This window comes from Streptomyces sp. NPDC047081, assembly GCF_040643775.1.
GTDB lineage: Bacteria > Actinomycetota > Actinomycetes > Streptomycetales > Streptomycetaceae > Streptomyces.
Window position 1 is genome coordinate 37352 of record NZ_JBEYUY010000001.1, and the last position, 25264, is coordinate 62615.

General features: G+C 68.4%; 30 protein-coding genes and 1 pseudogene. 26 read left to right on the forward strand and 5 right to left on the reverse strand.

The features are described from left to right. Positions 1 to 74 precede the first annotated feature (74 nt). The 24 genes and pseudogenes from ABZ848_RS00180 to ABZ848_RS00295 form a co-directional block, all read left to right on the forward strand. A pseudogene (locus tag ABZ848_RS00180) lies at positions 75 to 971 on the forward strand (peptidoglycan-binding protein); the annotation flags it as partial. Positions 972 to 1299: 328 nt separating this feature from the next. Then, positions 1300 to 1545 (forward strand): hypothetical protein, encoded by a 246-nt coding sequence (locus ABZ848_RS00185; protein ID WP_360822716.1) that lies wholly within the window; start codon positions 1300 to 1302, stop codon positions 1543 to 1545. Between the two features lie 72 nt (positions 1546 to 1617). Next, positions 1618 to 2076 carry a hypothetical protein gene (locus ABZ848_RS00190; RefSeq protein WP_360822719.1) on the forward strand — a complete coding sequence of 153 codons (459 nt, stop codon included), beginning with the start codon at positions 1618 to 1620 and terminating at the stop codon, positions 2074 to 2076. A 146-nt stretch (positions 2077 to 2222) separates the two neighbouring features. Further along, positions 2223 to 2798, forward strand: coding sequence for a hypothetical protein (locus ABZ848_RS00195; RefSeq protein WP_360822722.1), 576 nt, complete (start codon positions 2223 to 2225; stop codon positions 2796 to 2798). A gap of 87 nt (positions 2799 to 2885) precedes the next feature. Further along, positions 2886 to 3089 carry a hypothetical protein gene (locus ABZ848_RS00200; protein ID WP_360822725.1) on the forward strand — a complete coding sequence of 68 codons (204 nt, stop codon included), beginning with the start codon at positions 2886 to 2888 and terminating at the stop codon, positions 3087 to 3089. Positions 3090 to 3194: 105 nt separating this feature from the next. Beyond that, positions 3195 to 3539, forward strand: coding sequence for a hypothetical protein (locus ABZ848_RS00205; RefSeq protein ID WP_360822728.1), 345 nt, complete (start codon positions 3195 to 3197; stop codon positions 3537 to 3539). 14 nt (positions 3540 to 3553) lie between these two features. Then, positions 3554 to 4549: a recombinase RecT gene (locus ABZ848_RS00210; protein WP_360822730.1), complete on the forward strand. Its 996-nt coding sequence runs from the start codon at positions 3554 to 3556 to the stop codon at positions 4547 to 4549. Positions 4550 to 4621: 72 nt separating this feature from the next. Beyond that, the gene (locus ABZ848_RS00215) at positions 4622 to 5755 is read left to right on the forward strand and encodes a PD-(D/E)XK nuclease family protein (protein WP_360822733.1); all 1134 of its coding nucleotides are present in this window, start codon (positions 4622 to 4624) and stop codon (positions 5753 to 5755) included. A gap of 84 nt (positions 5756 to 5839) precedes the next feature. Beyond that, positions 5840 to 6781 (forward strand): helix-turn-helix domain-containing protein, encoded by a 942-nt coding sequence (locus tag ABZ848_RS00220; RefSeq protein ID WP_360822736.1) that lies wholly within the window; start codon positions 5840 to 5842, stop codon positions 6779 to 6781. Between the two features lie 30 nt (positions 6782 to 6811). Next, complete coding sequence (locus ABZ848_RS00225) at positions 6812 to 7141, forward strand: hypothetical protein (protein ID WP_360822739.1); 330 nt, start codon at positions 6812 to 6814, stop codon at positions 7139 to 7141. 89 nt (positions 7142 to 7230) lie between these two features. Then, the gene (locus ABZ848_RS00230; protein WP_360822742.1) at positions 7231 to 7851 is read left to right on the forward strand and encodes a hypothetical protein; all 621 of its coding nucleotides are present in this window, start codon (positions 7231 to 7233) and stop codon (positions 7849 to 7851) included. A 209-nt stretch (positions 7852 to 8060) separates the two neighbouring features. After that, positions 8061 to 9551, forward strand: a complete 1491-nt coding sequence (locus tag ABZ848_RS00235) for a DNA cytosine methyltransferase (protein ID WP_360822745.1) — start codon at positions 8061 to 8063, stop codon at positions 9549 to 9551. 34 nt (positions 9552 to 9585) lie between these two features. After that, on the forward strand, positions 9586 to 10311 hold the full coding sequence (locus ABZ848_RS00240) for a hypothetical protein (RefSeq protein ID WP_360822748.1): 726 nt from the start codon (positions 9586 to 9588) through the stop codon (positions 10309 to 10311). 17 nt (positions 10312 to 10328) lie between these two features. Next, positions 10329 to 10769, forward strand: coding sequence for a hypothetical protein (locus ABZ848_RS00245; protein WP_360822750.1), 441 nt, complete (start codon positions 10329 to 10331; stop codon positions 10767 to 10769). A 2-nt stretch (positions 10770 to 10771) separates the two neighbouring features. Further along, the gene (locus tag ABZ848_RS00250) at positions 10772 to 11581 is read left to right on the forward strand and encodes a hypothetical protein (RefSeq protein WP_360822753.1); all 810 of its coding nucleotides are present in this window, start codon (positions 10772 to 10774) and stop codon (positions 11579 to 11581) included. 157 nt (positions 11582 to 11738) lie between these two features. Continuing rightward, positions 11739 to 12080, forward strand: coding sequence for an HU family DNA-binding protein (locus ABZ848_RS00255; protein ID WP_360822756.1), 342 nt, complete (start codon positions 11739 to 11741; stop codon positions 12078 to 12080). Between the two features lie 60 nt (positions 12081 to 12140). Further along, positions 12141 to 12644, forward strand: coding sequence for a hypothetical protein (locus ABZ848_RS00260; protein WP_360822758.1), 504 nt, complete (start codon positions 12141 to 12143; stop codon positions 12642 to 12644). Beyond that, positions 12641 to 13468 (forward strand): phosphoadenosine phosphosulfate reductase family protein, encoded by an 828-nt coding sequence (locus ABZ848_RS00265; RefSeq protein ID WP_360822761.1) that lies wholly within the window; start codon positions 12641 to 12643, stop codon positions 13466 to 13468. The genes ABZ848_RS00260 and ABZ848_RS00265 overlap by 4 nt, the downstream gene beginning before the upstream one ends. Beyond that, the gene (locus ABZ848_RS00270) at positions 13465 to 14094 is read left to right on the forward strand and encodes a hypothetical protein (RefSeq protein ID WP_360822764.1); all 630 of its coding nucleotides are present in this window, start codon (positions 13465 to 13467) and stop codon (positions 14092 to 14094) included. The genes ABZ848_RS00265 and ABZ848_RS00270 overlap by 4 nt, the downstream gene beginning before the upstream one ends. 294 nt (positions 14095 to 14388) lie before the next feature. Continuing rightward, entirely contained in the window at positions 14389 to 15027 is a 639-nt protein-coding gene (locus ABZ848_RS00275; protein WP_360822767.1) for a hypothetical protein, read from the forward strand. A gap of 61 nt (positions 15028 to 15088) precedes the next feature. Next, complete coding sequence (locus ABZ848_RS00280; RefSeq protein ID WP_360822769.1) at positions 15089 to 15391, forward strand: hypothetical protein; 303 nt, start codon at positions 15089 to 15091, stop codon at positions 15389 to 15391. A gap of 91 nt (positions 15392 to 15482) precedes the next feature. After that, positions 15483 to 16493, forward strand: coding sequence for an N-6 DNA methylase (locus tag ABZ848_RS00285; protein WP_360822772.1), 1011 nt, complete (start codon positions 15483 to 15485; stop codon positions 16491 to 16493). After that, a complete protein-coding gene (locus ABZ848_RS00290; RefSeq protein ID WP_360822775.1) occupies positions 16490 to 17017 on the forward strand; it encodes a hypothetical protein in 528 nt (175 codons plus the stop codon). Before ABZ848_RS00285 ends, ABZ848_RS00290 begins: the two co-directional genes overlap by 4 nt. Positions 17018 to 17034: 17 nt before the next feature. Further along, positions 17035 to 18660: a DUF4192 family protein gene (locus ABZ848_RS00295; protein ID WP_360822778.1), complete on the forward strand. Its 1626-nt coding sequence runs from the start codon at positions 17035 to 17037 to the stop codon at positions 18658 to 18660. Between the two features lie 167 nt (positions 18661 to 18827). Here the strand turns inward: ABZ848_RS00295 and ABZ848_RS00300 are convergent, their stop codons facing one another. The 5 genes from ABZ848_RS00300 to ABZ848_RS00320 form a co-directional block, all read right to left on the reverse strand. Continuing rightward, positions 18828 to 20315, reverse strand: a complete 1488-nt coding sequence (locus ABZ848_RS00300; RefSeq protein ID WP_360822781.1) for a hypothetical protein — start codon at positions 20313 to 20315, stop codon at positions 18828 to 18830. 284 nt (positions 20316 to 20599) lie between these two features. Then, on the reverse strand, positions 20600 to 21319 hold the full coding sequence (locus ABZ848_RS00305) for a hypothetical protein (protein ID WP_360822784.1): 720 nt from the start codon (positions 21317 to 21319) through the stop codon (positions 20600 to 20602). A 609-nt stretch (positions 21320 to 21928) separates the two neighbouring features. Continuing rightward, on the reverse strand, positions 21929 to 23083 hold the full coding sequence (locus ABZ848_RS00310) for a hypothetical protein (protein ID WP_360822787.1): 1155 nt from the start codon (positions 23081 to 23083) through the stop codon (positions 21929 to 21931). Between the two features lie 85 nt (positions 23084 to 23168). Next, positions 23169 to 23741 carry an ImmA/IrrE family metallo-endopeptidase gene (locus ABZ848_RS00315; RefSeq protein WP_360822790.1) on the reverse strand — a complete coding sequence of 191 codons (573 nt, stop codon included), beginning with the start codon at positions 23739 to 23741 and terminating at the stop codon, positions 23169 to 23171. After that, positions 23738 to 24271 carry a helix-turn-helix transcriptional regulator gene (locus ABZ848_RS00320; protein WP_360822793.1) on the reverse strand — a complete coding sequence of 178 codons (534 nt, stop codon included), beginning with the start codon at positions 24269 to 24271 and terminating at the stop codon, positions 23738 to 23740. Before ABZ848_RS00320 ends, ABZ848_RS00315 begins: the two co-directional genes overlap by 4 nt. A gap of 139 nt (positions 24272 to 24410) precedes the next feature. Between ABZ848_RS00320 and ABZ848_RS00325 the strand changes: the two genes are divergently transcribed. Beyond that, positions 24411 to 24680, forward strand: coding sequence for a hypothetical protein (locus ABZ848_RS00325; RefSeq protein ID WP_360822796.1), 270 nt, complete (start codon positions 24411 to 24413; stop codon positions 24678 to 24680). Positions 24681 to 24691: 11 nt separating this feature from the next. Next, positions 24692 to 25132, forward strand: coding sequence for a hypothetical protein (locus tag ABZ848_RS00330; protein ID WP_360822799.1), 441 nt, complete (start codon positions 24692 to 24694; stop codon positions 25130 to 25132). Positions 25133 to 25264 lie beyond the last annotated feature (132 nt).

The following is a 25264-nucleotide window of genomic DNA, read 5'->3' on the forward strand; positions in this document are numbered from 1 at the left end:
CACTCCCGAGGGACCGGACCGCCGCGGCGGCCACGGCCGACTGCCATCCGGCGCAGGGGAGATGGACGAAGCGCGTGGCTACACCGCTGAGCGCGGACAGGTTCCTGTCCGTACTGAAGGGCGCCGGGCTCGGCGTGGTCGAGCACGGGAAGTGGCGCACCCACAACCGCAACACGCACGGCAACTGGGGTCCCGCGAACGGGATCATGATCCACCACACCGGGCCGTACAGCTCCGAGAAGGACATGGTGGAGCTGTGTCGAACCGGCTATGAGGACTTGCCGGGACCGCTGTGTCACGGCGTGATTGACCGCTCCGGCACTGTCCACCTGGTCGGCTACGGACGGTGCAACCACGCCGGGATGGGTGACACCGACGTTCTGCTCGCCGTCATCGCGGAGAAGACGACTCTTCCGCGCGACAACGAGGCGGATACCGACGGCAACCGGCACTTCTACGGTTTCGAGTGCATCAACACCGGCAGCCAGCCGTGGCCGGCGGCCCAGCTCGATGCGATGGCACGGGCGGCTGCGGCCATCTGCCGCGCGCACGGCTGGAACGAGCACTCCGTCATCGGTCACAAGGAGTGGCAGCCGGGCAAGCCTGACCCCGGTGGCATCGACATGGACGACTTCCGCGCCTGCGTCGCCCGGCACCTCAAGAACGACGGCAAGCCGAAGCCTGACCCCAAGCCGAAGCCCAAGCCGGACCCCAAGCCGAGGCCGACGCCGAAGTACGCGGCATACCCGGGTGCCCAGTTCTTCCGAGAGGGGCGTTCCTCCCCGGTGATCGCCGCCATGGCGAAGCGGCTGGTCGCGGAAGGTTGCGACTCCTACGACACCCCGCCCGGCCCGGTGTGGAACGAGGCGCACCGCCGCTCCTACGCGGCCTACCAGATCAAGCGGGGCCACCACGGTGCCGACGCCGACGGGATTCCCGGCCCGCAGACGTGGGCGGATCTCCGCGTTCCATATCAGGCCAGTGCCGACCCGGCCCCTACGACCCCGAACCAGGAGCACGACCCGATGCCGCAGGCCCTTGCCGATGTCGCTGAGCGCACCATCGCCACCTACCTTCAGTCGCTACTGGGCCTGATGGCCGCCTCCAGCACGACGGACATGGTGTCGCTGTCGGCGTGGCAAGCCGCCGCGGTCTCCGCGATGCCCGCGGCGCTCAGTGCGCTGAAGTCCACGCTCGGCACCGTGCTCGGCAGGCCCGGCACGGCGTCGTGGCTGCCGATGAAGCGTGACCCCGCTACCCCCAAGCACTGACCGGCGAATGAGAGGAGAGGAGGGGACCGTGCCGGAGGGACAGGTCGCGCTCGCGCTGGCCGAGCTGCGCCAGACTCTGGAGGTCGGGTTCGCCCGCATCGACGGCCAGCTGGCCCTGCTCGTGCAGCGCAGCGACCAGACGGACAAGGCTCTGGAGGAGCTGGAGCAACGAGTGGCCGCGCTGGAGAAGACACGGTGGCCGCTGCCGACCGTCGCGGTGCTGGCCAGCATCACCGCCGTAGTGCTCACCGTGGTCAGCCTCGTGCGGGCGTGAGACGCCCCTTGGTGGGCCAGGAGGTGCTGTCCGACAGCGCACATAGCGTGAGGGCGCATTGTTCCTGCGGCCATGGGGGTCACGATGGATACGACACACCTGCTCGTCACCGACTTGGAGGTGGACACCGCGCTCGCGGACCAAGCGGTCCCGCCGGCGATCCGCGCGGTGTGGCAGTTGATCTGGGAGTCGGAGGTCGGGCTGGATGAGGTCCTGGCGTTCGATGTGCCGGATGCGGAGTTGGATGACCGGCTCGTCGTCATTCGGCACGCGAAGGAGGGCGGTGTCCTCGAGGCGGGGGTCACCGTCTCTGCGGCCAACGTGCTCCGTGAGCTGATTGGGGCGCGTACCGAGGGGCCGCTGTTCACCGTGGACGGGCGGCGGTTGACCAAGGCCGCGGCGGCGGCAGCTTTCCGGAAGGCGAGCGGCGGGCGCACGATCCACGCTCTTCGGTTCACGCGGCAGATGAAGGCGAGGCGTCCCACCCGGCTCAGCGCCGAAGCAGGGCAGCCGGAGGAGAAGTCCGCGTGAGGCGCGCGGAAATGCACACGGCCCCCGCCGAGGCGGGGGCCGTTTGGCCTCTTGGAGAAGACCGCCGCCACCATAGCAGCGTCTCGCTGGCGTGCGCGTGCGGCTACGCTGCCCTCTGCATCCAGGACGGACAGCGGAGGACGGGGATGAGCCGGCACGAGCCCAAGCCGTACTTGGTCGGGCACCAGGAGTTCGCCGCGCTGTACCGCGTCGATCCGAAGCAGGTCGCGCAGTGGCTGGCCCCGAGCCGGGGCGTGCTGGACCCAGAGACCTCCATCGTCGTCAGCGGGGTGCGGTACTGGCCGCTCGGCTTCGCGGCCGGGTGGGGCGCGACGACCGCGCGGTTCCGCCAGGTCGACCTCGACGTCAAGGCGCGGATCATCGCGGAGCAGGGCAAGGGCTGGGAGCCGGACCTGGGAGATGAGCTGCCGCCGATCGTCGGCCAGCAAGAGGTCATCGAGCTGTTCCACCTGCCCGCACAGGGCAACTTGGCGACGACCATCGCGACAGGGCGGTTCCCGGAGCACGACTGGCTGCTTTCCGGGTCGATGCTCTGGATGCTGGACACCGTCCTGGAGGCAGTTCCCCAGCTCCGCGAGAGCGCCAGGAGCCTGCCGTGGGATGTGGACGAGGACGTCGCTGCCGCCTTGCGCGACGGCACGTACGACGGTCCCGGCAGCCGCGTCCTGACCCGAGGCCGTCACGCCCGAAAGGCCCTCTGACCTGCGCAGAAACTGTACTTAGCCCCGAAATGCGAATAAGATACAAGTAATCCCCTTCGGGGGTTCGGATTCGCCAAGGAGGCAGCAGTGCAGTTCATTGCCACGCAGGATGGCGGAGAGGTCGCCATCATGGACGCCCGCGAGGCCCTGGTCGTGGAGGGTGCCCTCTCGCTCTACGTCCTGAAGCATCCCGACTCGAACGTCGCCATCGGCGCTCTGCGGGCGGCGTCGGCGGCCAATGAGGCGCGCGAGGCCCGCATGGACGACGCGGCAGAGCGGGCCTCCGCCTGATGTGAGGTGGGGTGCGAAGTCGTCCGGTAGCCGGTGGGGTTGATCATCTGTCCGCCGACCCGCAAGATAGGTGACATTCTTGAAAGATGTCATCAGGGGGTGGGTATGGCAGCCGTCCAGGACGAGATACCGGGCCTGGTCATCCACACCGTGAGGCAGCCGGAGGGCCAGCCCGCGTCGATCCAGGCTCAGTTCGAGACGTTCCACCAGCTCAACCCCTGGGTGCTCCGCGCCCTGGAGGCGTTGACCGCCGACTACTTGGAGCGCGGCGCGAGTCGCGTCGGGATCGGGATGCTCTTCGAGGTCCTGCGCTGGCGGTACGTCATGGCGACCGAGGGCGACGAGTTCCGCCTCAACAACAACTTCCGCAGCCGGTACGTCCGGTTGCTCATCGAGCGCCACCCCGAGTGGGCGCGCGCATTCGAGGTCCGCAGCCTGCGGACCGACTGACTCTTGGAGAGATCGTGACCGACGAACCATCCGCCGAGCCCGCCATCGTTGAGGGCACGGTGGTCGAGACCGCCCGAACGGCCATCCCCGCCGTCCGGCCGAGCGCCATCGTCCTGCGCGCCGATCAGGACGAGTTCGACCACAAGCAGCTCTCGACGCTGGCCCTGATCAGCCCCGGCCTGTCCGGCGCCCCGCGCGGCCACCTGGCGATGTTCTTCCACTACTGCGTACGGACCGGACTCGATCCGTTCGCGCGGCAGATCTACATGATCGGCCGCACCAACTGGAAGGCGGCCGACAACCCTGACGAGCCCGAGAAGACCTGGACCATCCAGACCGGGATCGATGGCTTCCGCACCGTCGCCCACCGGGCAGCGGCGAAGGCCGGGGAGTCCATCTCCTACGAGGACACCGTCTACTACGACTCCGAGGGCCACGCCCACGACGTCTGGCTGTCCAAGGCGTACCCGTCGGCGGTCAAGGTCACCGTCGTGCGCGGTACCGCGCGCTTCCCGTTCATCGCCCGGTGGGACGAGTTCGCCCCGACGTACTACGACCGCAAGGCCGGCGCGTACGTCGTGGCGAAGATGTGGCAGCAGATGCCCGCACACATGCTCCGCAAGTGCGCCGAAGCCGGATCGCTGCGCATGGCCGCGCCGCAGGACCTGTCCGGCGTGTACGTGGACGAGGAGATGGAGCGGGCTGATGCCGAAGCCGTCGTGCGCGAGGCGGAAGAGGCGACCCGACGGCTGCGCGAGGCCGCCGGACTCGAAGCGGGCAGCGGCAAGGACGGTGAGGCGAGCAGCAAGCCCGTCGGCACCCAGGAGGAGGACCAGAGCGACGGCGTGGACAAGCCCGCACCGAAGAAGCGGGCGCGTGCCGCGAAGAAGGCCGTCCCGAAGCCCGAGCCGGAGTCGGCGCCCGAGCCCGACCAGGCCGACGAGGCCCCCGCCCCGGCGAAGCGCGCACCGCGGAAGCGTCCCGCCGCATCCCGCCGCGCCGCCTCCTGACCCTGACGACTCCGGGCGCCGCCCGCTGTCGGCGGATGGCACCCCATCCTCTTGGAGAACACCGTGACCACCATGGCCATCGCGCCTGAGCGGCCGGTCAGCCTGTGGCCCGCCGCTCACGCGGCGGACGCACGCCGTCCCCGCTCCCAGCAGACCAAGCTCGGCGCCAGCGACACCGTTTGCGCACGCCGGGCCGGGTACCTTCTGCACGGCCGGACCCCCACCGACCTCGGCGAGAAGCGCAAGGCGATCCTCGGGACCTGGCTGCACGCCGGGATACTCGACGCCGCCCGCGAGGAGTACGGCTGGCTCGTCGAGCGCCGCGTCGAGGACCAGACTGTCCGGGGCCACATCGACGCGGTCCAGCTCGACCGCGCCACCGCCGCCCGTCTCCCGAAGCGGCTGCGCCCCACACTCCCCGCCGAGGAGACGACCGTCGAGGACGTGAAGACCAAGAGCACCTACCAGTGGGACAGCGTCCTGCGGTACGGGGCGAGCGAGGCCGAGCTGCGACAGGTGTACCTGTACGCCGACTTGCTCGGTACCGAGGGCTTCGCCAGTGTCCGGGGGCAGCGTCAGCTCGCCCACCTCGGGCCGGTGCCGGTCGCCCGTATCCGCTTCAGGTTCATCAACCGGGATAACGGCGACGACCACGTCCAGGAGATCGCCTACGAGGCCGACCGTGCGCGCCGCGCCCGCTGGTGGGTCCAGCAGGTGCGCGCCGCCGCCTCTCCGGAGGAGTTGCCCCGCACGTTCCAAGGACCGGGTATCTCCGCGATCTGCGACCACTGCCCGTTCCGCACCGCGTGCTGGGGGCCGCTCGTTGCCGGGCGTTCGCCGCAGAGCCTGCTCATCCACGACGACGTGGAGCGTGCCGAGGCGCTGACCGAGTACGCCGAGGTCTCCGAGCGGATGAAGCCGCTCAAGGAGCGGCAGAAGTTCCTGCGCGCCCAGCTCGACGGCTCCGAGCCCGGCGTCTACGGCGACAACGTCCTGAAGTGGAGCGGCGGCAACCCGACCAAGGTCGATGACGTCGAGGCGATGGTCGCGCTGTACCGCCGGGCGGGGCTTGAGGTGCCCATGGCTCCCGACGCGGCGGCGATGAAGGCGACGCTGAAGGAGGTGGGCATCCCCGTGCCCACGCGCCTCGACCACGACCGGCGGACCGCGGTGAGCATCAACGTCACCGCGTGCAAGAAGCCCTGATCGCCAGGTGCGCGGGCGCGGGGCCGGCGTGCTCCGCGCCCGCGCGGGGCGACAGGACCCGGACGGAATCACGGAGAGGTGCCGGTGAGCATCCAACTGATGGTGGTCGCTGCCTACTTGCCGAAGGAGGTGATCAACACCACGCAGAAGCTGGTCCTCATGAAGATCGCGGACTCGGCCGACGACCAGTCGAGGCTCGCCCGGCCGGGCCTGGAACGGATGATGGCCTGGGCTGGCGTGGGCGAGAAGCAGGTCATCACGGTGGTGACCCAACTCGTCGGGCTGGGCCTGGTCGAGCGGGTCACCGTAGGCCGCGTAGGCCGCCGTGCTGAGTACCGGGTGTTCCCGCACGGCGTGCCGCCGATCCCGTCGACCGAGGAGCTGATCGAGCGGCGTCGTGCGGCGCAGCGCGCCCCGACCAACCCCCGGCTGGCCCGCAAGACGCCCCGCCGCAAACCGTCGTCGGCGGCCCGTACTCAGCAGGACGTCGCCGCACGGGAAGAGGCGCGGGCCGCTGCAGGGGCGGCTTCCGGGCCAGGGTTGCCCCGGGGGAACCCTGCGGGGGCCGAGGGCAGGGTTGCCGAGGGGGAACCCAGTGGGTTGCCGCAGGGAAACCGGGCGGGTTCCCCTGAGGAAACCCCTTCTCTTCCCCCTCCTTCCTCTTCTCTTCCTTACCCCCCTACCCCCACGGCTGGCGCCGCAGGGGAGCCGGGGGCGGGGCAGGAGGAGGAGCAGCGTGCGGGCTGCCCGAAGCACGCCGAACCGGTGGCGAACTGCCGGGGTTGCGGTACAAACCCGCGTGCGGGGCGCGAGCAGGCGCGACGCGGGGCGGCCGACCGTGAGCGCCGTGGCCAACAGGACTGGCTCAGGGAGTTCTTCGCCGAGCAGGAGCGGCGCGTTGCGGAGATGGACCCTCAGGCGCTGGAGATGGCCCGCCAGCGAGTGAGGGACCTGGCCCGCATGGGGCGTGAGGCAGGGGCCAACTCCCGGCGCGGAGCAGGGCGTTCACGAGATCGGAAACATTGACGCCCAGGTGTGCGCCATTAAGATATAAGCATGAGTTCGGAACTGGTCGAACTCACCAACCTCTTGGAGACCGTCTTGACCGACACGCTCACCACCACCCCGGCCCCCGACGCCTACGTCGTGGTCGCCGAAGTGATCCATGGATCGCACCTCCCTCCGCGCCTCGGTCGCGGCCTGTACTGCTCGGCCGAGTGCGCCGAGCACGGCGTGCACGAACTCGTCGGTGAGCTGGCCAAGGAGGAGGGCGGCAGCGGCCTCGCCCTGCCCTACGAGGGGCGGACGATCGGCTGCGTCGTCACCCGCGGGGGCCGGATGTGGGCGGTGCAGATCCTCGCCCACAGCGAGCTGCCCACCGGCTGACGCTCGCGCCACATTAGATAGGTGACATTTTTCAACGGCGGGTGCGCATTCTGTGCGCCCGCCGTGCACACCCTCTTGGAGAACGGCACATGACCACCACGATCGCGGCTCTGCCCGACCACAACAGCACCACTGACCCCCTGTGGCAGGAACTCTTCCGCCGCTACAGCCACGTCATCAGCCCGCTGCGCTACGCGGGCTGGGTCACCGACATGGAGACCTGCGGCGGCGAGTTCTTTGTCCGCGCCGACCTGCGCGACGGCACGGAACTGATCATCGCCTCCGAGCACAGCCTGCCCGCCGACCCCGCCGAAGTGCAGGGGTGGAACGTCGTCCGCCAGAACGTGCAGGACCCGAGCCAGCACACCGTCCTGTACGACTCCACCCCCAACGGCCCGCAGCGCCACCACGGCAACAGCCTCATCCCGCCGATGGTGCGCATCGACGCCCTGGACGTGCCCAGCCGAGGGCCCCGGCTGATCGTCTCGGCCACGCACATCGCCCCGTACGGCGCCAGCCACAACCAGGTCGCCGGGACCGAGGGCGCGGCGATCGCTGTCGCCCGCCACTCGGAGTGGTCGCAGCGGCTCACCGGCGATGAGGGCTACCGCCGCGTCTGGCAGCGAAGCGAACGCGAGGGCTACCCGCTGTCGGTGTTCGAGAGCGCCGGACACATCACGACCGTCCGTGTCACCCGCAGCGATGACTGACCGGCCGCGCAGCGCACCACGCCCCACCGGGGGCGCGGACCGGTGATCTGGCTGCTGATCGTGTGCGCCCTCGGACTGCTGGGGTTCACCGCCCTCGGCATCGAGGACAGCCGCCACCACCGCGCGTTACGCGCCACCGACCAGTCCTGACCACGGCCGCCCGGCCCGCCCACCGGGCCGGGCGGCCCCGCCTCTTGGAGACCACGACCTTGCCCCGATCTATCCACCTGCTCTGCGGAGCGGGCGGAGATGGCCAGGGTCTGCTCGAAGCCGGATTCGAGCCGATCCTCGGCATCAATCACTGGCAGACCGCGATCGACACCTTCTCGATCAACCACCCGACCGCGTCGGCTCGCTGCGCCGACATCCAGAACTACCCCATGCGCTGGCTCCCCAAGGCCCTGGTGCTCTGGGCCTCGATCATCTGCACCGAGGTCAGCCCCGCCGGCGGGCGGAAACGCCCCGACCCCGTGCAGGACGCCCTCTTCGAGGAAGAGGAGCAGTGGCGCGAACTGCCGCCCGAGGCCTTCGAGATGACCCGAGTGACCGCCTGGTGCGTGCTGCGCGCTGCCGAGGCGAAACGGTTCCCCTGCGTCGTCGTGGAGAACGTCGTTGAGTTCATCACCGACTGGCTGTTGTTCCCCGAGTGGATTCGCGCGATGAAGAAGCTCGGCTACCGGGTCCAGATCGTCTCGGTGTCCTCCGCGCACATCGGCTCGGAGACCAATGCGTACGCCCCTCAGTGGCGCGATCGCGTGTATCTGGTTTTCACCCTGTCCGGCATCCGCCGCCCCGATCTTGCGCCGCGCCCGCTGGCCTACTGCGTGGAGTGCGGGCGGGACGTCAAGGCGCGCCAGAGCTGGCGCGACCCGCGGGTGAAGGTGGGCAAGTACCAGCAGCAGTACGACTACCGGTGCCCGAACACCCGCTGCCGACACGCCCTGGTGGAGCCGTATGTCCGGCCCGCCTCCGACGTGATCCTTTGGGACAACATCGGCCAGCGGATCGGGGACCGCACCAAGCCGCTAGTGCCCAACACCATGCGGCGGATCGCGGCCGGTCTGGACAAGTTCCCCTACAAGCCGTCCGTGGTCACGCTCACCCACGGCAAGGACGGAACGGACCGGGCCTTCTCCCCGCACGCCCGGCCGCTGCCCACCCGCACGGCCAAGCTCGGCGAAGCCCTCCTGGTGCCGGTCGGCGGCTCGTGGAACGACACTGCGACCTCGGCGGCCGAGCCGATGCGCACCCGCACCACCCGCGAGAGCGAAGCCCTCGTCACGGTGGACCCGTTCATCGTGGAGTTCCGCAACAACTGCGACGCCGCGCCGATCGACGCTCCGCTCAGCACGATTGCCACGGCCCGCCATCACGGCCTGATCGTGCCTGATGGCGACGTGCGGACCAGGGCTCGCAACACCCTGGTCATCCCGTACCGCAAGGCGTCGCCGAAGACCGCGGCCGGGCCGCTGCACACCCTTTCCACCCGCGACTCGGCGGCGATCGTGCGCAGCGCCCCCGCCATCGAGGACTGCTACTTCCGGATGCTTCAGCCCCGCGAGCAGTTGTCGGCCCAACGGTTCCCCGAGACGTACGAGGTCGTCGGCACCAAGGCTGCCCAGACCCAGCAGGCCGGCAACGCGGTGAGCGTCAACGTCGCGCGCTGGATCGGTGAACGCCTCAAGCCCGTCCTTGCCTGACCCCCACCTCCGAAGAAGAAGGGATATCCCTGCCATGACACCGGCAGCCCACGACGCAGTGATCATCCTCGCCAAGCAGCGAGACCACTTGGCCCTCGCGCTCCGCCGAGCCGAGCAGGCTCACTGTCTGGGCATCACCGACCACCTTGCGGCCAAGATCCGCGCCCGCTGCCCCCAGGCCGCCTACGTGGCCTTCGACCGGAGCGGCGAACACCGCAGCGTCACCGTGCACGGCGTGCTCGGTGAGCAGACCAGCCCGCTCGGGGGGTGCCCCTGGCTGTGGGACGGCACCGAGCCGGGCCATCCGCTCAACGAGATCGCCGAGGACATCGCCCTCGACACCGAGCACGCACTCATTCCCCCGACCTCACCGGCGTGGGCGCTCGTGCACCGCAACACGGCCATGGACGGCAGCTGGCTCCTGGAGTTGCCACCGGTCGACCGAGTGGCGCGCGTGGCCGAGCTGATACGCGGGCACCACCCGGCAGCCACGGCGGTCGTGGTGGACGGCCGCGCTGGCGGGGGCCGCGTCGTCGGAGTTGTCGAGGACCAGCACGACGGTGAGGAACACGTTCCCGCGGTCCGGCCGCGCCTCAGCGACTCCTGCGACGACGCCCTCACCCGCCTCGTGGCGCAGATCTTCCTTCTGCCGCCGCTGGCTGACCGTCACCTCACACCGGTGCCGCCCGGCTTCGCCCACCCGTACGGCTCCAGCGTCAGCGACCAGGCGCGCCTGATGCCGCTGCCGCCGACCGCCTAGATCGAGAGGAGGAGCAGATGAGCGGCATCGGGTGGGCCGGCGAAGCCCCCTGCGCCGGGGATGCCCGCTTCACGTCTGAACAGACGGCGGCAGAAGCCCCGACGGAGCCGCTGGTGCGCGCCCTCCTCGCGATCTGCCAGAGCTGCCCGTTGCGATCCCAGTGCATCGACCTGGTCCTGCCAAACATGAGCCTGTTCGACGGCGTGTGCGGCGGGCGGTTCTGGCGCAACGGGCGGGTCCTTGAGACCTGCAAGGGCGCGCGGCCCGCCGAACTGCTCGAACGCGGCCGTCGTCCGATCACCCACGGCACCGAAGCCGGTGCCCGCGCCCACAGACGGCGCAGGGAGCGCGCCTGCTCCCTGTGTCTGGAAGCCGACAAGCTCGCCCAGCGGGCCCGCCGGGCCCGCAAGCGTACTTCCGGCTTCCGTCCTCGCCCCGACAACTCCTGCGGAGAGTAACTGTGTTCACCATCAAGGCCCGAGACCTGGCGGTCGTCCTCGACCAGGCCGCCCCGCACCGCTACCAGGCCGACGACACCTGCGAGCCCGAAACTCTGATCCTCGACTGCGCTTCCCGCTACCTGCACGTCGTCGGATGCAGCGCGCGGACGCTCGCCGTCGCTCGCGCGTCGGGCAAGGGGAGCGACGTGTGGACAGCGCCTATCGGCTTCGACGACGTCGCCGCGCTGCGCGGCTGGCTGGAGTCGTCCGACACCGTCACCATCGAGCACCTGACCGTCGAAGGCCACCAGTTGCTCCGCTTCACCGAAGGCGTCGCGCAGCTCACCGTTCCCGCCGCATCGCACCTTCACCGCCTGCCCTGGCGCGTGCTGCTGCGCATCATGCTCGACGCCCGCAACCACCCGCTGGCCCAGGGGCGCCCCGTGCAGCTCAGCCCCGATGACCTGTCCCTGTGGCTGAACGCCGGCGCCAACGGGGAGGCGATCGAGTTCCGCTCCCTGGGCCCGGTGGGCACCCTCGTGACTGCCGGAAGCGACTTCCTCGGCCTCCAGACCCCGCACGGCTGGGACGGCCCCGAGCCCGGCGAAGGGTGGTCCACGTCGCTGCGTGTCCGCCGGTTCTCCTTCGCCGGTCAGTTCCTTGAGGTCGGGGCGCGCTACGCCGATGCCACCGGCACGGTGTGGATCGTGCCCGGCAAGCCCGGCCGCGGTGAGGAACCGCACCTGGTCTCGGCCGACTTCGTGGCCGTCGCTCTGCCCATCTCCCAGGTTCTCGCGGCCGGGAAGCTCCTGGTCCGTGTGCACGGCTGACTCAAAGTAGGTGACATTTATGAATCATCATGTGTGCATTCGTGGTCCGGCCTGTGAGCAGTGTGCGGACCCCGGCTTCGGGCTGCATCCCTGGCCCGCGGCGTGGCGTGCGCGCCCCTCGACTCCTGCGAACCACTCGAATCGGAAGGAAGACCCAGTGAACAAGGCCCAGCTCATCGAGGTGGTGGCCGCGGCGACCGGCGACCGCGCTCAGGCCAAACTCGCCGTGGAGACCACGCTCGACGCGATGGTGCGCGCCGTCGTCGGCGGTGAAGTCGTCTCCGTCACCGGCTTCGGCAGCCTGACGCCCGAGACGCGCCCGGCGCAGACCTGCCGCAATCCGCAGACGGGTGAGCCGGTGGAGCTCGCTGAGCGCCGGGTCGTGAAGTTCCGTCCCGGAGCGCGGTTCCAGGACCTCGTCGCGTACCGCCGGGCGATGCCCGAGTCCGGCAACTGCATCCAGAAGGACCCCAAGACCCCCAAGGCCGCCCGCCCGTAACGCTGCACACCTGGGGCCGTCTCGGCGCGCGCCGAGACGGCCCCACCGAAGGAGTACGACATGAACGACCGTTCCGTGGGCGTTGAGGTCGACGCCACCGCGACGTGGCTGGAGGGGCGGGGACTGTCCGGCGCGGCCAGCCTGTTGCGTCGCGTCGCCCGGCAGAGGGACGAAGCCGTGCGCCAACTCGGCCCGCGCCCCGCCGCCGCACTCGCATTTCAGGCGGGCGGTGCCGAGCCGACGGCACCGCGCGATCTGGACGCCGCAGCCGAAACGGCCATGCTTCGCACCGACTTGGCCCGCCTCCAGGCCCTGGCGGAGCGTGCCGGTTGGGTGGCCGACTCCGACGCGAAGCGCCTGGTGCGCTGGCGCGACGGCTGGTGGGAGCTGGGCCACCGCCGTAGGAACCCGAAGGACGGCTACCACGACACCGGCTGGTACCTGTGGGGCCCGGCTGGCAGCTACGAGGGTGAGTTTGTCGACCGGCGCCGGAGCCCGGCCATGACCGAGGCCGACCGGCTGATCACCAAGCACCTGGCCATAACCCGAGGGGACAGCCGGTGAACGGTCAGTTCGAGCTGGTCAGCGCCCGCGCTGTGAGCGGCCCCGAGCCGGTGCCCGACCTTGCTTCCGCTCACCGCATCATCGTCAGCAATTCCGGCGGCAAGGACAGCATCGCCGCAATGGACGAGGCGGTACGCCTGGCCGACGAGGCCGGGGTCCGCGACCGCATCGTGGTCCTGCACATCGACCTCGGGCGCACCCCGCGCCGTCACAGCGTGGAGTGGCCCGGCACGGTGGACCTGGCACGCCGTCAGGCAGCCCACTACGGGCTTCCGTTCGAGGTCCGCCGGATGACGAAGTGGCCGTCCCTCGTTCACCGCATCCGGGCGCGCGGACAGTTCCCGCACCTCACGACCAGGTTCTGCACGTCGGAGAAGCGGGGCGTGGCACACCGGTTCATGACCGAGCAGGTGAACGGCCTCGGCATCCCTGGCCGCACGGCGCGGATCGTGCACGTCATGGGCTTCCGGGCGGAGGAATCCCGAGCCCGCGCCCGGCGTCCCGCCGTCGAAGTCGACCACCGGGCCAGTAACGGGCGCCGCACGGTGACCCAGTGGTACCCGGTCCTGCGCTGGAGCACCGCCGAGGTATGGCAGCGCATCCGGGAACAGGGCCTGCCCTACCACTGGGCGTACGACGCCGGCATGTCCCGCCTCTCGTGCAGCCTGTGCGTCCTCGCCTCCGCCCCGGACCTGGAGTGCGCGGCCAGGCTCCGGCCCGAGCTGGCGCGCGAGTACGCCGACCTGGAGGAGGAGATGGGCGTCCCGTTCCGGCGGGAGCTGTCGATGGCGGAGGTCATCCGGCGCGCGGGAGGTGCCGCGTGACCGCGGAGTTCCAGAGCGCGCCGGTGACCTTGCCGAGCGTCCAGGAAGAGGGGGAGTGGCAGCCCCGGGTGGTGGGCCTTGACCTGTCGCTGACCTCGACCGGCATCGCGGGCACGGACTGGGCGCACGCTTGTCGGCCCGGTCGACGCCGGAGCCATGAACGGCTGGACTGGCTGGTCGCGGCCGTCGCGCTGAGTGTGAAGGACGGAGCGGACCTGGTGGTCGTCGAGGGCGCCGCGTACGCCCAGGGTGCGCAGGCCGGGCACCACGAGCTGGCCGGGCTGTGGTGGTTGGTCACCCAGTACCTGTGGCGGCACCGCATCCCGTATGCCGTCGTCACCCCGCACGGGCGGACGATCTACGCGACCGGCCGGGCAAACCCCGCGCACGAGTGGCCTCGCAAGGACCGGTCCCGCGTCGCGAAGGGCATGGTGCGCTCGGTGGCCGTCGAGCGGTACGGGGTCGAGTGCGAGGGGCCGGGCCGCTACGACCAAGCGGACGCCACGATCCTCGCCGCGATGGGCCTCGACTGGCTCGGCTACCCCACCGTGCCCGTGCCCGACTCGCACCGCCGCGCGCTGGAGTCGGTCCGCTGGCCCGAGCTCATTCCGGCCGCCGCGAATTAGGGAATTGAATTGCGGAAACTAAATGCGCATTCGTTTGGGTGTACCTTGCTTTTGGGGTATTTGCCATTAAGATATAAGTAAGGAATTCGGGAAATGCCCGAACCGGAAGGGGAATTGGAAGTGGAAACCCAGAACCAGGGATGCGGCTGCGAGTGCAACAGCGGCGGCTTCTGCGGTGGCTGCGGCCACGCCGGATGCGGACGCCGCTAGCCCGGCCCGAACCCCGGAGAACCCCGCGCCCCCGGCTTCGGCCGGGGGCGCACCCATACGCGCAAGCGCCTCTTGGAGAACCCCATGAACGACTACTCAACCGGAGTCCTGCAACTCGCCCACGAGATAGGGCTCGACCCCGAACACGTCGCTCACGCCATGCGCCTCGCCTCGCGCACCTTCGCCCGGGTGCAGGTGTCGACCGGCATGACCCTCGACCAGTTCCGCCGCCTGTTCACCCAGGACCGGCACTCCATCGTCATCGTCGCGAACATCGCCATGCGCCACGCCGGCCGCCGCGAAGACGCACAACTCCTCATGGACATCTACAAGGCCGCCGTCGGCCGCCTGCCGTACGAGCGCCCCATCCACACCGGCGTCGGCACCCTGCCCGAGCACCACAGTCACCCGCACGTCCAAGAGGCCGTGCGCATCCTGACCGCCGCCGGAATGCCGCCCATCCACACCGACGGCATCCACGAACTGCGCCCCGGCTTCCAGGTCATGCCCGACGACACCGGCCAGTTTCCCGGCTGGGTGTTCATCCAGCCCGACCCCGGAGCCAAGGCCCGCACCGGCTTCGCCGGCGGAGACCTCGGCTACCTCGCCGTCATGCGCTGGGCCGGATGGGGCGTCATCACCGAACGCCTGCCCGGCGGCGTATACGCCGCCTGCCACCCCGACCACAAGAGCGACCCCTTCCCCACCGCCCCCACCTCCTGACCACACCCGTGCCCGGCCGCACCACGCGGCCGGGCACGGCCCACCTGAAAGGCACCAGCCCGTGAAGCTCCCCGTTGACGACGCCACCCTGACGTCCTGGGCCCAACTGCTCGGCCTCACCAACAACCAGACCGCGACGACCCTCGCCGAGATCGAAAAGACCCTGCGCGTCGGCTACGAGCACCGCCCCGACGAGCTGCGCGACTCAAGCTTCGACGAGCTCATCAGCGACATGGACGCCGAGGAGGCGGCCCTGATGTTCCTCATCGGCGGACTGCGCCAAGCCGGACACCCCGAAGCCGCGTACGCCATCGAGGTCCGCGGCATCTTCGCCACCCTCCGGGACCTCCAGCAGACCAGCTGATCCCGCTCCCAACCCGCTCCACGCACCGCCCCGGTCGCGCACCGCGCACCGGGGCGGACCTATGCGCGCCCGCAGAAAGGAATCCGCAGCCATGTCCGACGACTTCTTGCCCCGCGCGGCAGCCCCGGCCACCGCCGCGCGGCCCGCGCCCTCATGGGCGAAGAAGCCCCCGCCCCGACCCAAGGCCCGCCCCACGGGCAAGATCACCGCCCGCCGCTACGCCGCCCCACGTGACCCGCACGAGCATGCCCGCAAGATCGCGGAGAACGTCCTCGATGCCTGGTATCAGTCCTTCGGCGGCAGCAGCATCGACGTTCCCCTCGGCACCGTCGCCGGGCTCTCCCTGCTGCGCAACGTGCCCGGCATGGCGGACTGGGTGCTCAACCTACGGCCCGAGCAACTCCCGCAGCTGTTCAAGGAGATCTACCTCGGCCACTGGATCAAGCGCCCCGACCTGATCAATCGTGCGATACGCCTGCACGACTGGGCCTGGAACCCCGAGCCGGACAAGCAGCAACTCCGCGCCGTCCACACCGTCACCCGCGCCGCCATCAACACCGGCCTGATGGACCTCACCGGCCACGACGACGTCTGGCGACGCTCCGAGGCCGACGTCCTCAGCCCCCTGCTCACCGGCCTGCGCCACAAGAGCGACAAGAAGTGGCGCGGCGAGTACCACACGCCGGCGTGCATCACGGACCTGATGGCCAACATGACAGTGGACAAGGACTTCGCCAAGCCAGGCATGTCCTTCCGCGAACCCGCCGTCGGCTCCGGCACCATGTTCCGCTCCGTCGCCCAGCGCCTGCGCGACCTCGGCCTCAACCCGCACGACTTCCACTGGTACGGCAACGACATCGACTCGCTGTCCGCCGGGTGCGCCGCCGTCAACGCGATCATCTGGGACCTCGGCCCTCGCTGCCTCATCGGCTGCGCCGACTCCCTCGCGCCGGACGACGACTACGCCAAAACCCGTGCCGAAGCCGCCGAAGCCTTCGAGCAGCGCGACGAGTACATGGACACAGCCACCACCATCATCGCCCACCGCCGGGCCCTCGCCCTCCTCGACGAGCTCATGCCCAGCAAAGAGAAGGCCGCGTGACCGAGCCCGACCCATTCGCCCGACCCGGCACCACCCCCACAACACGCCGCCGACGCCCGGCCTTCGCCGGGCCCCGCGACGAAATCGACGTGCCGCCCCTCGACCACATCGCCCCCACCCTCGACCCGCCATGGCACAAGGAGGACACCGACACACCCGAACGCACCGCCACCTACCACCACCCCGACGGGCACCGCATCGGCCTGCGCATCCAGCCCCGCGGCCTCGCCATCCAGACCTGGATCACCGCGGGCCCCGACCTGCCGCCGATCCCCGGCGGCACCGACATCGAGCAGGCCGAAGCGCAAGCCGCCAACGACGCCCGGCTCCAGCCCGGCCGCACCTGGCACACCGTCCTGACCACCCGCACCAGCAAGGCCCTGGCCACCGACCTCGCCGCGCTCGTCCGCGAACGGCTGCTCCCCGCCCTCACGAACAAGCCACGCGGCATCGCCGCCCCCGCTCCGCCCGCCCGCATCGGGCAGACCGACCCCGAACCGCAGGAAGAAGGAACCCAGAAGTGAGCACGACCGACAACACCGTGCAGGTCACCACCCTGCCCAACCTCGCCCAGATCCTGCCGTACCTCCTCGGCCACTACCCCGACGACAGCATCGCTCTCCACGCCCCCGGCCCGAACTTCCATGACGGGCCGACCATGACCTGTCCTCTTCCCGACAACACCGCCGAGTGGCAGGCCGCCGCCGAGCACGCCGCCCGCCAGTTCGTGACCTACGCCCGCGACCGCGGGCACGACCCAGCCCAAGGCGTCCTCATCTACCTTTGCCGCGAACCGCGCCCCGGCCAGAGCCCCGAGGACACCGCGGCACTCCTCGCTCCCATCAGCACATGGCTCACCGATGAGTTCCACGAGAACAGCGCCACCGTCCTCCAGACGATCGGTCTTGTCGCGAACCGATGGTGGGCCTACGAGTGCGACATCGACGGATGCTGCGAGGGCGAACCGCTCCCGTCGCCCGACGACCCGACCAGCGTCGTCGCACAGATGACGCGCCTCGGCCGAACGCCTGGCCCCCGCACCCGCGACATCATCAAAGAGTTCCGGGCCACAGCAGATCCCGACGTAATCAACGAACTCCACACCGCCGCCGACCACTTCAAGTCGCGCAGTGCAACCAACGCCGGGCGCGACGCGGCGCTCATGGCGACGGTGAACCAGATCGACGCCGCCATCGGCAAGTTCCGCGACGGGGCCACCGCCCTAAGCCGCGACCTGACCACGCAACTGATCGTCGGACTGAACGATGACGTCGCCGTGGAAGCCGGCATAGCGCACGCCGAGGACCACGACCTTCCCCACGCCCGACGTCTGTGGGCCTACCTCGCCCGGCACTGCGCCGAACCGTTCGCCCAGGAAGGCGTGCCCATCCTGACTCTGTACGCGTTCGTCGCCTGGAGGCAAGGTGACCTCATCGCGGCCCGGCTCGCCCTGCGCGACGCCATCACCACCAACCCTGACTACGAACTGGCCACCGGCATACACCTCGGCGCCATTGACGGCGAAGACCCCCGAGACTTCCTCGCAGCCGCCCAAGCGGGTCGCGCCGAACGCCTGACGCACCTCCGGCACGCCGTTGAGGTCGCCAGCGAGTACCGCCCCATCACCGACACCACCGCCGCGCGCTACCGCGAAGCCCTCGACACAGCCACCATCAGCCACTACTACCAGGACGTAACCGAGACCGAACGGCTGCTCACCCGCCACGCCACCGTCGACATCATCAACGGAGCCTTGGCCGACTTCCGCAACGGCCGACCCCAGCTCACGGACGACACAGCCGCCCGCATCATCCACGGCCTGCAAGACCTGCACGCCAGGGACGCCGCACTGTCCACCGGCGAAGAGAGCGACCTTCCCTACGAACGGCAGCTGTGGGGCTACCTCGCACGGCGCTGCGTACCGCCGCACACGGGAGACGCGCCGCCGCTCCTCACCCTCCTCGCTTGGGTCGCCTGGCGACAGGGCGACACCGTCACCGCCAGCCACGCCCTCCACGAAGCCATCGCCATCTACCCCGGCTACACCCTGGCCAAGCTGCTGCTCGACGGCATCCGCAAGCAGTGCGACACGGCCCTGCTCCTGGCGATGTACCGCGAAGCGGCGGCGGAGTTCACCGCAAGCCGACAGGACCTCGACACCCCTTGACTGACACCGTGGCCCCGGCAACCGCCGGGGCCACCGGCCCGGAGACCCCATGGCTGCTCACCGCAGACAGGGCCGCGCTCTCGGGTACAGACGGCACGGCCCTGTCGCATCGGTCAGGAGTGCGGCTAGCGATGCTCGCACTACACAAAGGCGAGGCACGCCTCCCCTTAGAAAGTGCTCCATGCCGATGCGTGCGCCTCCGGACCGTAGGGACTCCACCCATTGAGGTGTGGCTTGAGATCTTCCGGCTCGAACGCTAGCCCGGACGGCATAGTCGGTAGTTGTGTCAGAGGGTCGAGGGTCTCCGCGTAGTCGCGTGCCCACCGCAACCAGGCGCGAGCCGCTTCGACGTCGACGTCCTCTTCTGTCGCTGCGTTGAGCCTGCGCTCCAGCGCGTCGCAGTACTGGCGTAGCGCGTGCGCATCCTGCCACTGCCTTGCCTGCTCACGGAGAATCGTTGCGAAGTGAGTCTGAGCAGCCTTCTCTCTGGCGGTGGCCATGGCCGCTTCCCAGCGGATGCGGCGCTCTTCCTTCGCGCGTTCCTCATCCAGCTTCCTCTGCTGCTCCTCGACCGCGCGAGTCTCCAGTTCCCGGAGCACGATGCCGAGGACGTCCTCGAGTTTCGACCGCTTGCGGTCGCCCCAGTGATGCTGCCTCTTGGACCGGCTGTACCCGATGTCCAGAGCGAGCTGTTGAGAGCGGTCTGGATCGGCAGACTGGGGAAACTCCTGCTTGAAAGTGACGCAGCTGGTGAAGCCGTCGATAACGATCTCCAGCACCCCTTCCCGACAACTCGCGGGGAAGTACCGGCCGTTGTAATAGTGCGCTGAACGATGGTCACGCTCAGGGACCCGCTGCTCGCGTACCTTGTATCCCCGGCGTTCCGCCTCTGCTGCGAGCCCTTGCAGCAGCAACAAAGCACGGCGACGCAGAGAGGGCGGCATAAGAAGCCGGCGGTCGCTGTCTCGCAAGGCCGCCACAACGCGGTGCGGCGAGCGCAACTGCGCGGGGACTGCAACCCTCGGGTTCTCCTCCGGCGACCTCCGCCCAGAGTTGGCATGTAGGCCGTCTACCAGCGAGATTTGCAGATCACGGCCCGCCTTCCACAGTCGCTGCTTTTCGATGCGTTTGCCCGTCGGCGCGAGTTTGTGCCGCTTGGCGAAGTCGATGACACGTCGCCACTCGGTGATCTCATCCTCGTCAGGCTCTGCTATGACCACATGGCGCTCGGCGACCAATCGCTCCACGAGCTTGGTCGCTTTTGCGCGGCGTGCGACGGGGATGGGCCTTTCGCTGTACGGCGTTGGCTGCTTCTTATGGGTGGTCGCCGGCTTGCTCCCATGAGCTGTCGCCGTTGTCGTGGAGCCGCAGACCCTGCCCTTCGCCACGGTAACCGGTGCCTTCGACTCACCAGCAGCCGTGCGCCCGTGTGCCGGATGCTCCGGATGATGACCGTGCTGCAGGTAGAACCGCCCTGCCTCAGTAACCTCCGTCCGCCAGCCGCCACCCCGGCGGCTCACCGTCACGAGACCCCGATCGCGCAGCGCATAGGTCGACCGCCGCATGCCCGGATCCTGAGCGCCGGGATCCTCGCCGCCAGCAATGCTCCTGAGGAGCGTGAGTTGCCGATCGTTCAACGCTTTCCAGCGGTGCATGCGACAAGTTCACAAGGAATTAAGGCAGGTCACAATAGTGGCCGTCGTGATGCCCTCGACCAGGGTTGTCAGCACGCAGCCGGGCGAACATGCTCGCCACGCTCGGGGCCGACTTCGGTACTCTTGTCCGCAGGCGGCTGACCAGTAGAAACGCCGTATGGCTCCACCCGCGGGCGAAGGGGCATGTACTTTCCGTCTGTGAGGCACTCCGCTGTGACCGCGCTTGTTCGGACGATGCACGAGTCAACTGCGCGGCGCCACCAGAACCGGTTCACGGCCCCCACTCACGAACCCGCTGGCTGGATGTCGACGGTGATGACTCGCGTTCCGGCCGGGGCCGCTCGGATTAGGGCGGTGGCCTCGGCAGGGGTCGTGAACAGCACCAGGCCGAGCTGGTTCACCAACTTCATATCGAGCCGCGCAGGATCCGGGCGGATCAGGCCGTACCACCCCTGCGTGGACGCGGGCACGGCTGAGCCCACTGTGACCAGGACTCCGCAGCCGAAGTGATACGCGGTCGCTGCCAGATGGACGAACGCCGGCTTGCCGGTGTCGGCGCGGGCCTGCGCCAATGCCGTCTCTTGCAATTGCTGCCGTGCAGCGGGTGCTAGCGCCCGCTGCCACAGACTGACCAGGGAAGCGTTGGCCTCGGGCGACCGGCGAGCAGCGTACTCAATCTGCTGACTGCGCCATCGTTCCCTGCCGACACGCTCGTCCTCGGCATAGGACTCAGCCTTCGCAATCCCCTCTGGAGTCGCCCATAGCCATCGCCAAGCACCCGTCACCCCCAGGTTCACTGGACCTGCGGGCGCATGGGGCAGCAGAGCGGAGTGGAGGATTCGGGCGACAACATCCATTAAGGGAGCCTTACGGTCGCTTTCCCAGTGGCCGTGCCGACCTGCCGGACATGTGCGGTAGCCGTGGCTGCAGGTGCATTCCTCGGTGACGAACCGTGCCGCACCGGCCTCGACGAGGCCGTCCCTGATGTCGGCGGGCTCGACCAACAGCGATGGAGCGGTCCCCAGCCAATTCCGGGGTCGGTCGGAGACCCAGCACACCCCAGTGCCGTCGGCAGCGTAGCGGGCGGTGCGATGTTCAATGTCCTCGTTGGTGGCTGCGGATAGCTGAGCCTCCCACGCCCAGCGAGTGCCGCCATCGGGACTGGTCGACAACACATCCGCACGCCATCGCCCCCCGGGCCCGGCCGCCTCCACGGACGCACGGTGCCCCGCAGCGCGAACAGCCTCCGCTAGCGCCAGCTTTAACTGATGGTGCGCGACCGACTCACCTGCCAACGTGCACCGTTGAGACCTTCCCGCGTCATGGGCGAAGAACCGCACGCCACCTGGTGAGAGCTTGGCGTGGACGCGGTGGTGGCAGGCCGGACATAACAGATGTGGTCGGGGGCGCACCCGGTGCACCGTCGCCCAGTCCCGTCCACATCCAAGATCCATTAACGTCGCGTCAAGTATCCCTAGATCGGGATCGATAGCAGTAAGGCTCAATTTCTATACCTCCTTCCGTGCGGCGTCGGGTATCGGGGTCGTTACCCTCGACTCAGTCAGATTGACACGACTTCTTGAAGGCAGCGTTTAGGGCTCAGTCGAGCCATCCTAGTCATCGTCATGCTTCAAAAATTCCTTTGTAATCCTCGTGATTTCATCCTTGTAGGGTGCATAGGAGAAATCACCCCCGGGTGGCGCCAGAGTCAACAGGTCGTGACTCACTACAAGGAGGGTCAGGAGGAGTCGGTTAATCTCAGAAGTGGAGTTCTCTGCGTGCAGTCCCTTATTCGCCCCGGTATCGAGAGCATCGACTCGCTTGCCAAGGTCCTCGAAGTTGGCGAGTACCAAATCCTGTGCAGTCTTTGATTCAATCTTCTCCCTGATGTAGGCCCAGATCCGGTTACGATACTGAGCCTTGCCGACGTCCCTGCCGTTGACCTTTTCTGGGCGGGGCGGGTAGAGGGTATCTGCCAGGGCCTCGATGAAGCGGCGACAGGACAGCGAGACATGTGCCAACTGCTCTGCGGAGTCATGCTCCTCGAACGCCTTTATGGCTCCATGGAGCCGGGTGGTGAGGTTCGGGTTGGTATCGGCGCAGCGAATTAGCACTTCGTTTAGTGCGGACGCTAGTTGACCAGATAGGAGTTCTTCAAGCTCACCCACGCGCTGGGCGTGCTCTCTGTTGAGGTATGCATCGAATACTGTGCCTCGCACGCCGGAATCTTCCCACTGGACAAACGAGAAAAGTCCCGTCTTCGACCATGTATCAATTTCCGAGTGATCCCGCTCATCGGAGACTTCCAGCTGGTATTTCTGATAGAAAACAAATAATGAGTCTTCGAAGACTCTGAACGAGGCCGACATTGATGCGTCGAAGGCGATCCAGTGAGATGGAAGGGCGGGAAGAACCTGGACAGCGCCAAGATAGCCGCCGCATTCCCGCAGCCGGACATGCATCCTCCGCGTATCTGCCGGCGTGATGGAATCCACGACCATGCCAGCCACGTTGAGTCGGCTGGCCTCGTCACAGAGCTCTGGCCCCTCGAAGGTACTCCACACCGCCCAGTGCTCTCCGAGAAGGCTCTCAACAGCTCTTTCCATTCCACCTGCTCGCTGCGCGAGACGTTCGAACGGGATGGTCCCGAAGCTGAATCTCGCATGACGCCGGTGGCGTGGGGTACTGGCGACGAAAGCACGCACCAAAGCCTTTTTCATGGTGGGCCAGCCCCAACTGTCGCCGTCCCGCCAGTCCTCGTTGAACAAGAAGCAGACCTTCATCAAACCCCCCACATGGTCCTGCCTGTTTCGCTTCGAACAGCGAGCGGACTGTGGTCCCCAAGTCTCTCAGTCAGGCTGAGGACCGACCGGATGAACCGCGTCGTACCTGCTTGGCTACACCGGTCGTGTTGTACCGGAAACGGGCCATCTCCTCGGTGACTCCGTATTCTTCCGCGATTTCGACAGGTCCCCAACCACGCCGGACAGCGCCGAGCAGGAGGGGGCGGGGCAGCATCAGGGTTCCCCCGAGCGCGGTTGCCTCTTCTTCTTGTTCGGGGCGGCAGGTCCGGAACGGGACTCCGTTGACCTCACGGATCTCCGTCAGCTCGTGTTCAAGGAGCAGGTGCGACAGCTCATGGGCGATGTCGCTTGCCTGCCTGCCCTCACTGCGCAGAGGGTTCGTGACGACGTACGAGTTGCCGCTGATCTCAAAGGTCGCTGCGGAAAACGCGTATGCCTGAAGCCGCTCGAGCTCTTCCAGTCGCTCCAGCGCAACGAGCCGGTCCGCGCTCACGATACGTACACCAAGGTGGTCGGCTAGCAGTTCGACCCGCAGCCGGCCGTATTCGGCGATGCCGAGCTCAGCCCGGAGGCGGGCCGCCTGTCGTTCGGCGTTGGCCTTGAAGCCCCTGGGGAGAGTCACAGTTCACCCGCTTCCACGAGGCGGCGCAGTTCGTCGTACATGTCGCTGAGGAGCGGAGCGAGCCGCTGCGGGACCCCCGGGCGCATCACGTTCGTCGCCCTGAGATGGCAGGCCACGGCCGAGCGGGGCGGCTCTACCTCCCGTGCGAGGGCACTGTAGAGATCGCGCATGACAGATCCGATTCTTTGAGCCGCCTCGTCGGACAGCCGTGGATCGGTACGCAGGTGGCTGATGGCTTGATCGAGCGGTGAGATCTCGCGCTCGACGACCGGTGTGAAGAAGCGGCTGGGCGGCACGCCGAGCCATGCGCAGAGCCGGGTGAACGTGGCCAGGTCAGGCTGTGCACCGCTTTCCACGCGGGAGAAGGTGCTGAAGCTCACCCCTGCTTCGGCGGCCGCCTGGCGCAGGGACAGCTTCCCGCGTCGCTCGCGCAACAGGCTGCCCAGCTCGTTGACGTCGAGCCTCTCTACTTCCTTGGCAGTCGGCACCTCCTCTGTGAAGAGGTCCGGTTCTTCGCTCCTGTGCGCCATGATCCGACCTTACCGCGAAAGATGCTCTGAGTCTTTAGTGACACAAAATTTTGTATCGACCACCAATCACTTGCGCATCATTGTGTCTTTGCTGACACTGATGGGGATCTTCCGATCCCTCCGAAAGGAGCTCATCGCCATGTCCGAGCACCCGCCGCACGACATCCACGTCACCGTGACCTTCGCCCTCGCGGCCAAGCCCTACCAGCACTCATACGCCCCGACGACCCTGATCAGCACGGTCCAGGCTGACGCCCTGACCGCGTTCGAAGTGACGACAGACGGCACGACCGGATACGAGCTGATCCACGACGGCGAGACGGTGCCACCCGACAAGACCATCGGGGACCTCGCCACCCACGGGAACCAGCTGCGGCTGCGCCTGCGCACGATCACGATCTCGGGCTGACCGGATCCACGATGGACCTGGAGAGCCAGCTCCTTCTGGAGTGCGACCTGTCAGCGGCCGAGGAGTACCTCGCCTCGGTCGGCGGCAGGCTCGTAAAACGCGAGCAGGATCCTCCTGGCACGCTGTGGGCAGTACTGCAACCCCGCAATCGTGAACGGGCGCTGTTCACGGTTCGGATGATCTGGACGGTGTATCCGCATCGGCCGCCGTCCGTGCACTTCGCCAACGAACCCGGCGGGACGACCACCGTAATCAGCGCGTGGCTGGCCGCGGACGGCTACCGCGCTCCCAGCAACGACATCTGCAAGCCCTTCACCGCCGAAGGGCAACAGCTACACGCGGAGTGGGCGACCGGTCCACACGCCTGGTTGGCGACCGGCAACCCGCTGCTCTATGTACTCGACACTATCCAAGGCGACATCGACCGCGCGGACGGCAGGCGAGCCGCATGAAGCCAGAGCCTCTGCGGATCGCGCCGCGATCGCTCGGAGCATTCGTCGACGACGTTCGACACCATGGCCGTCTCGGCCGCGAAACCGGGGCGTTCTTCCTGACTTCCCCTGAAGACCGCGACGTCGCCGTCG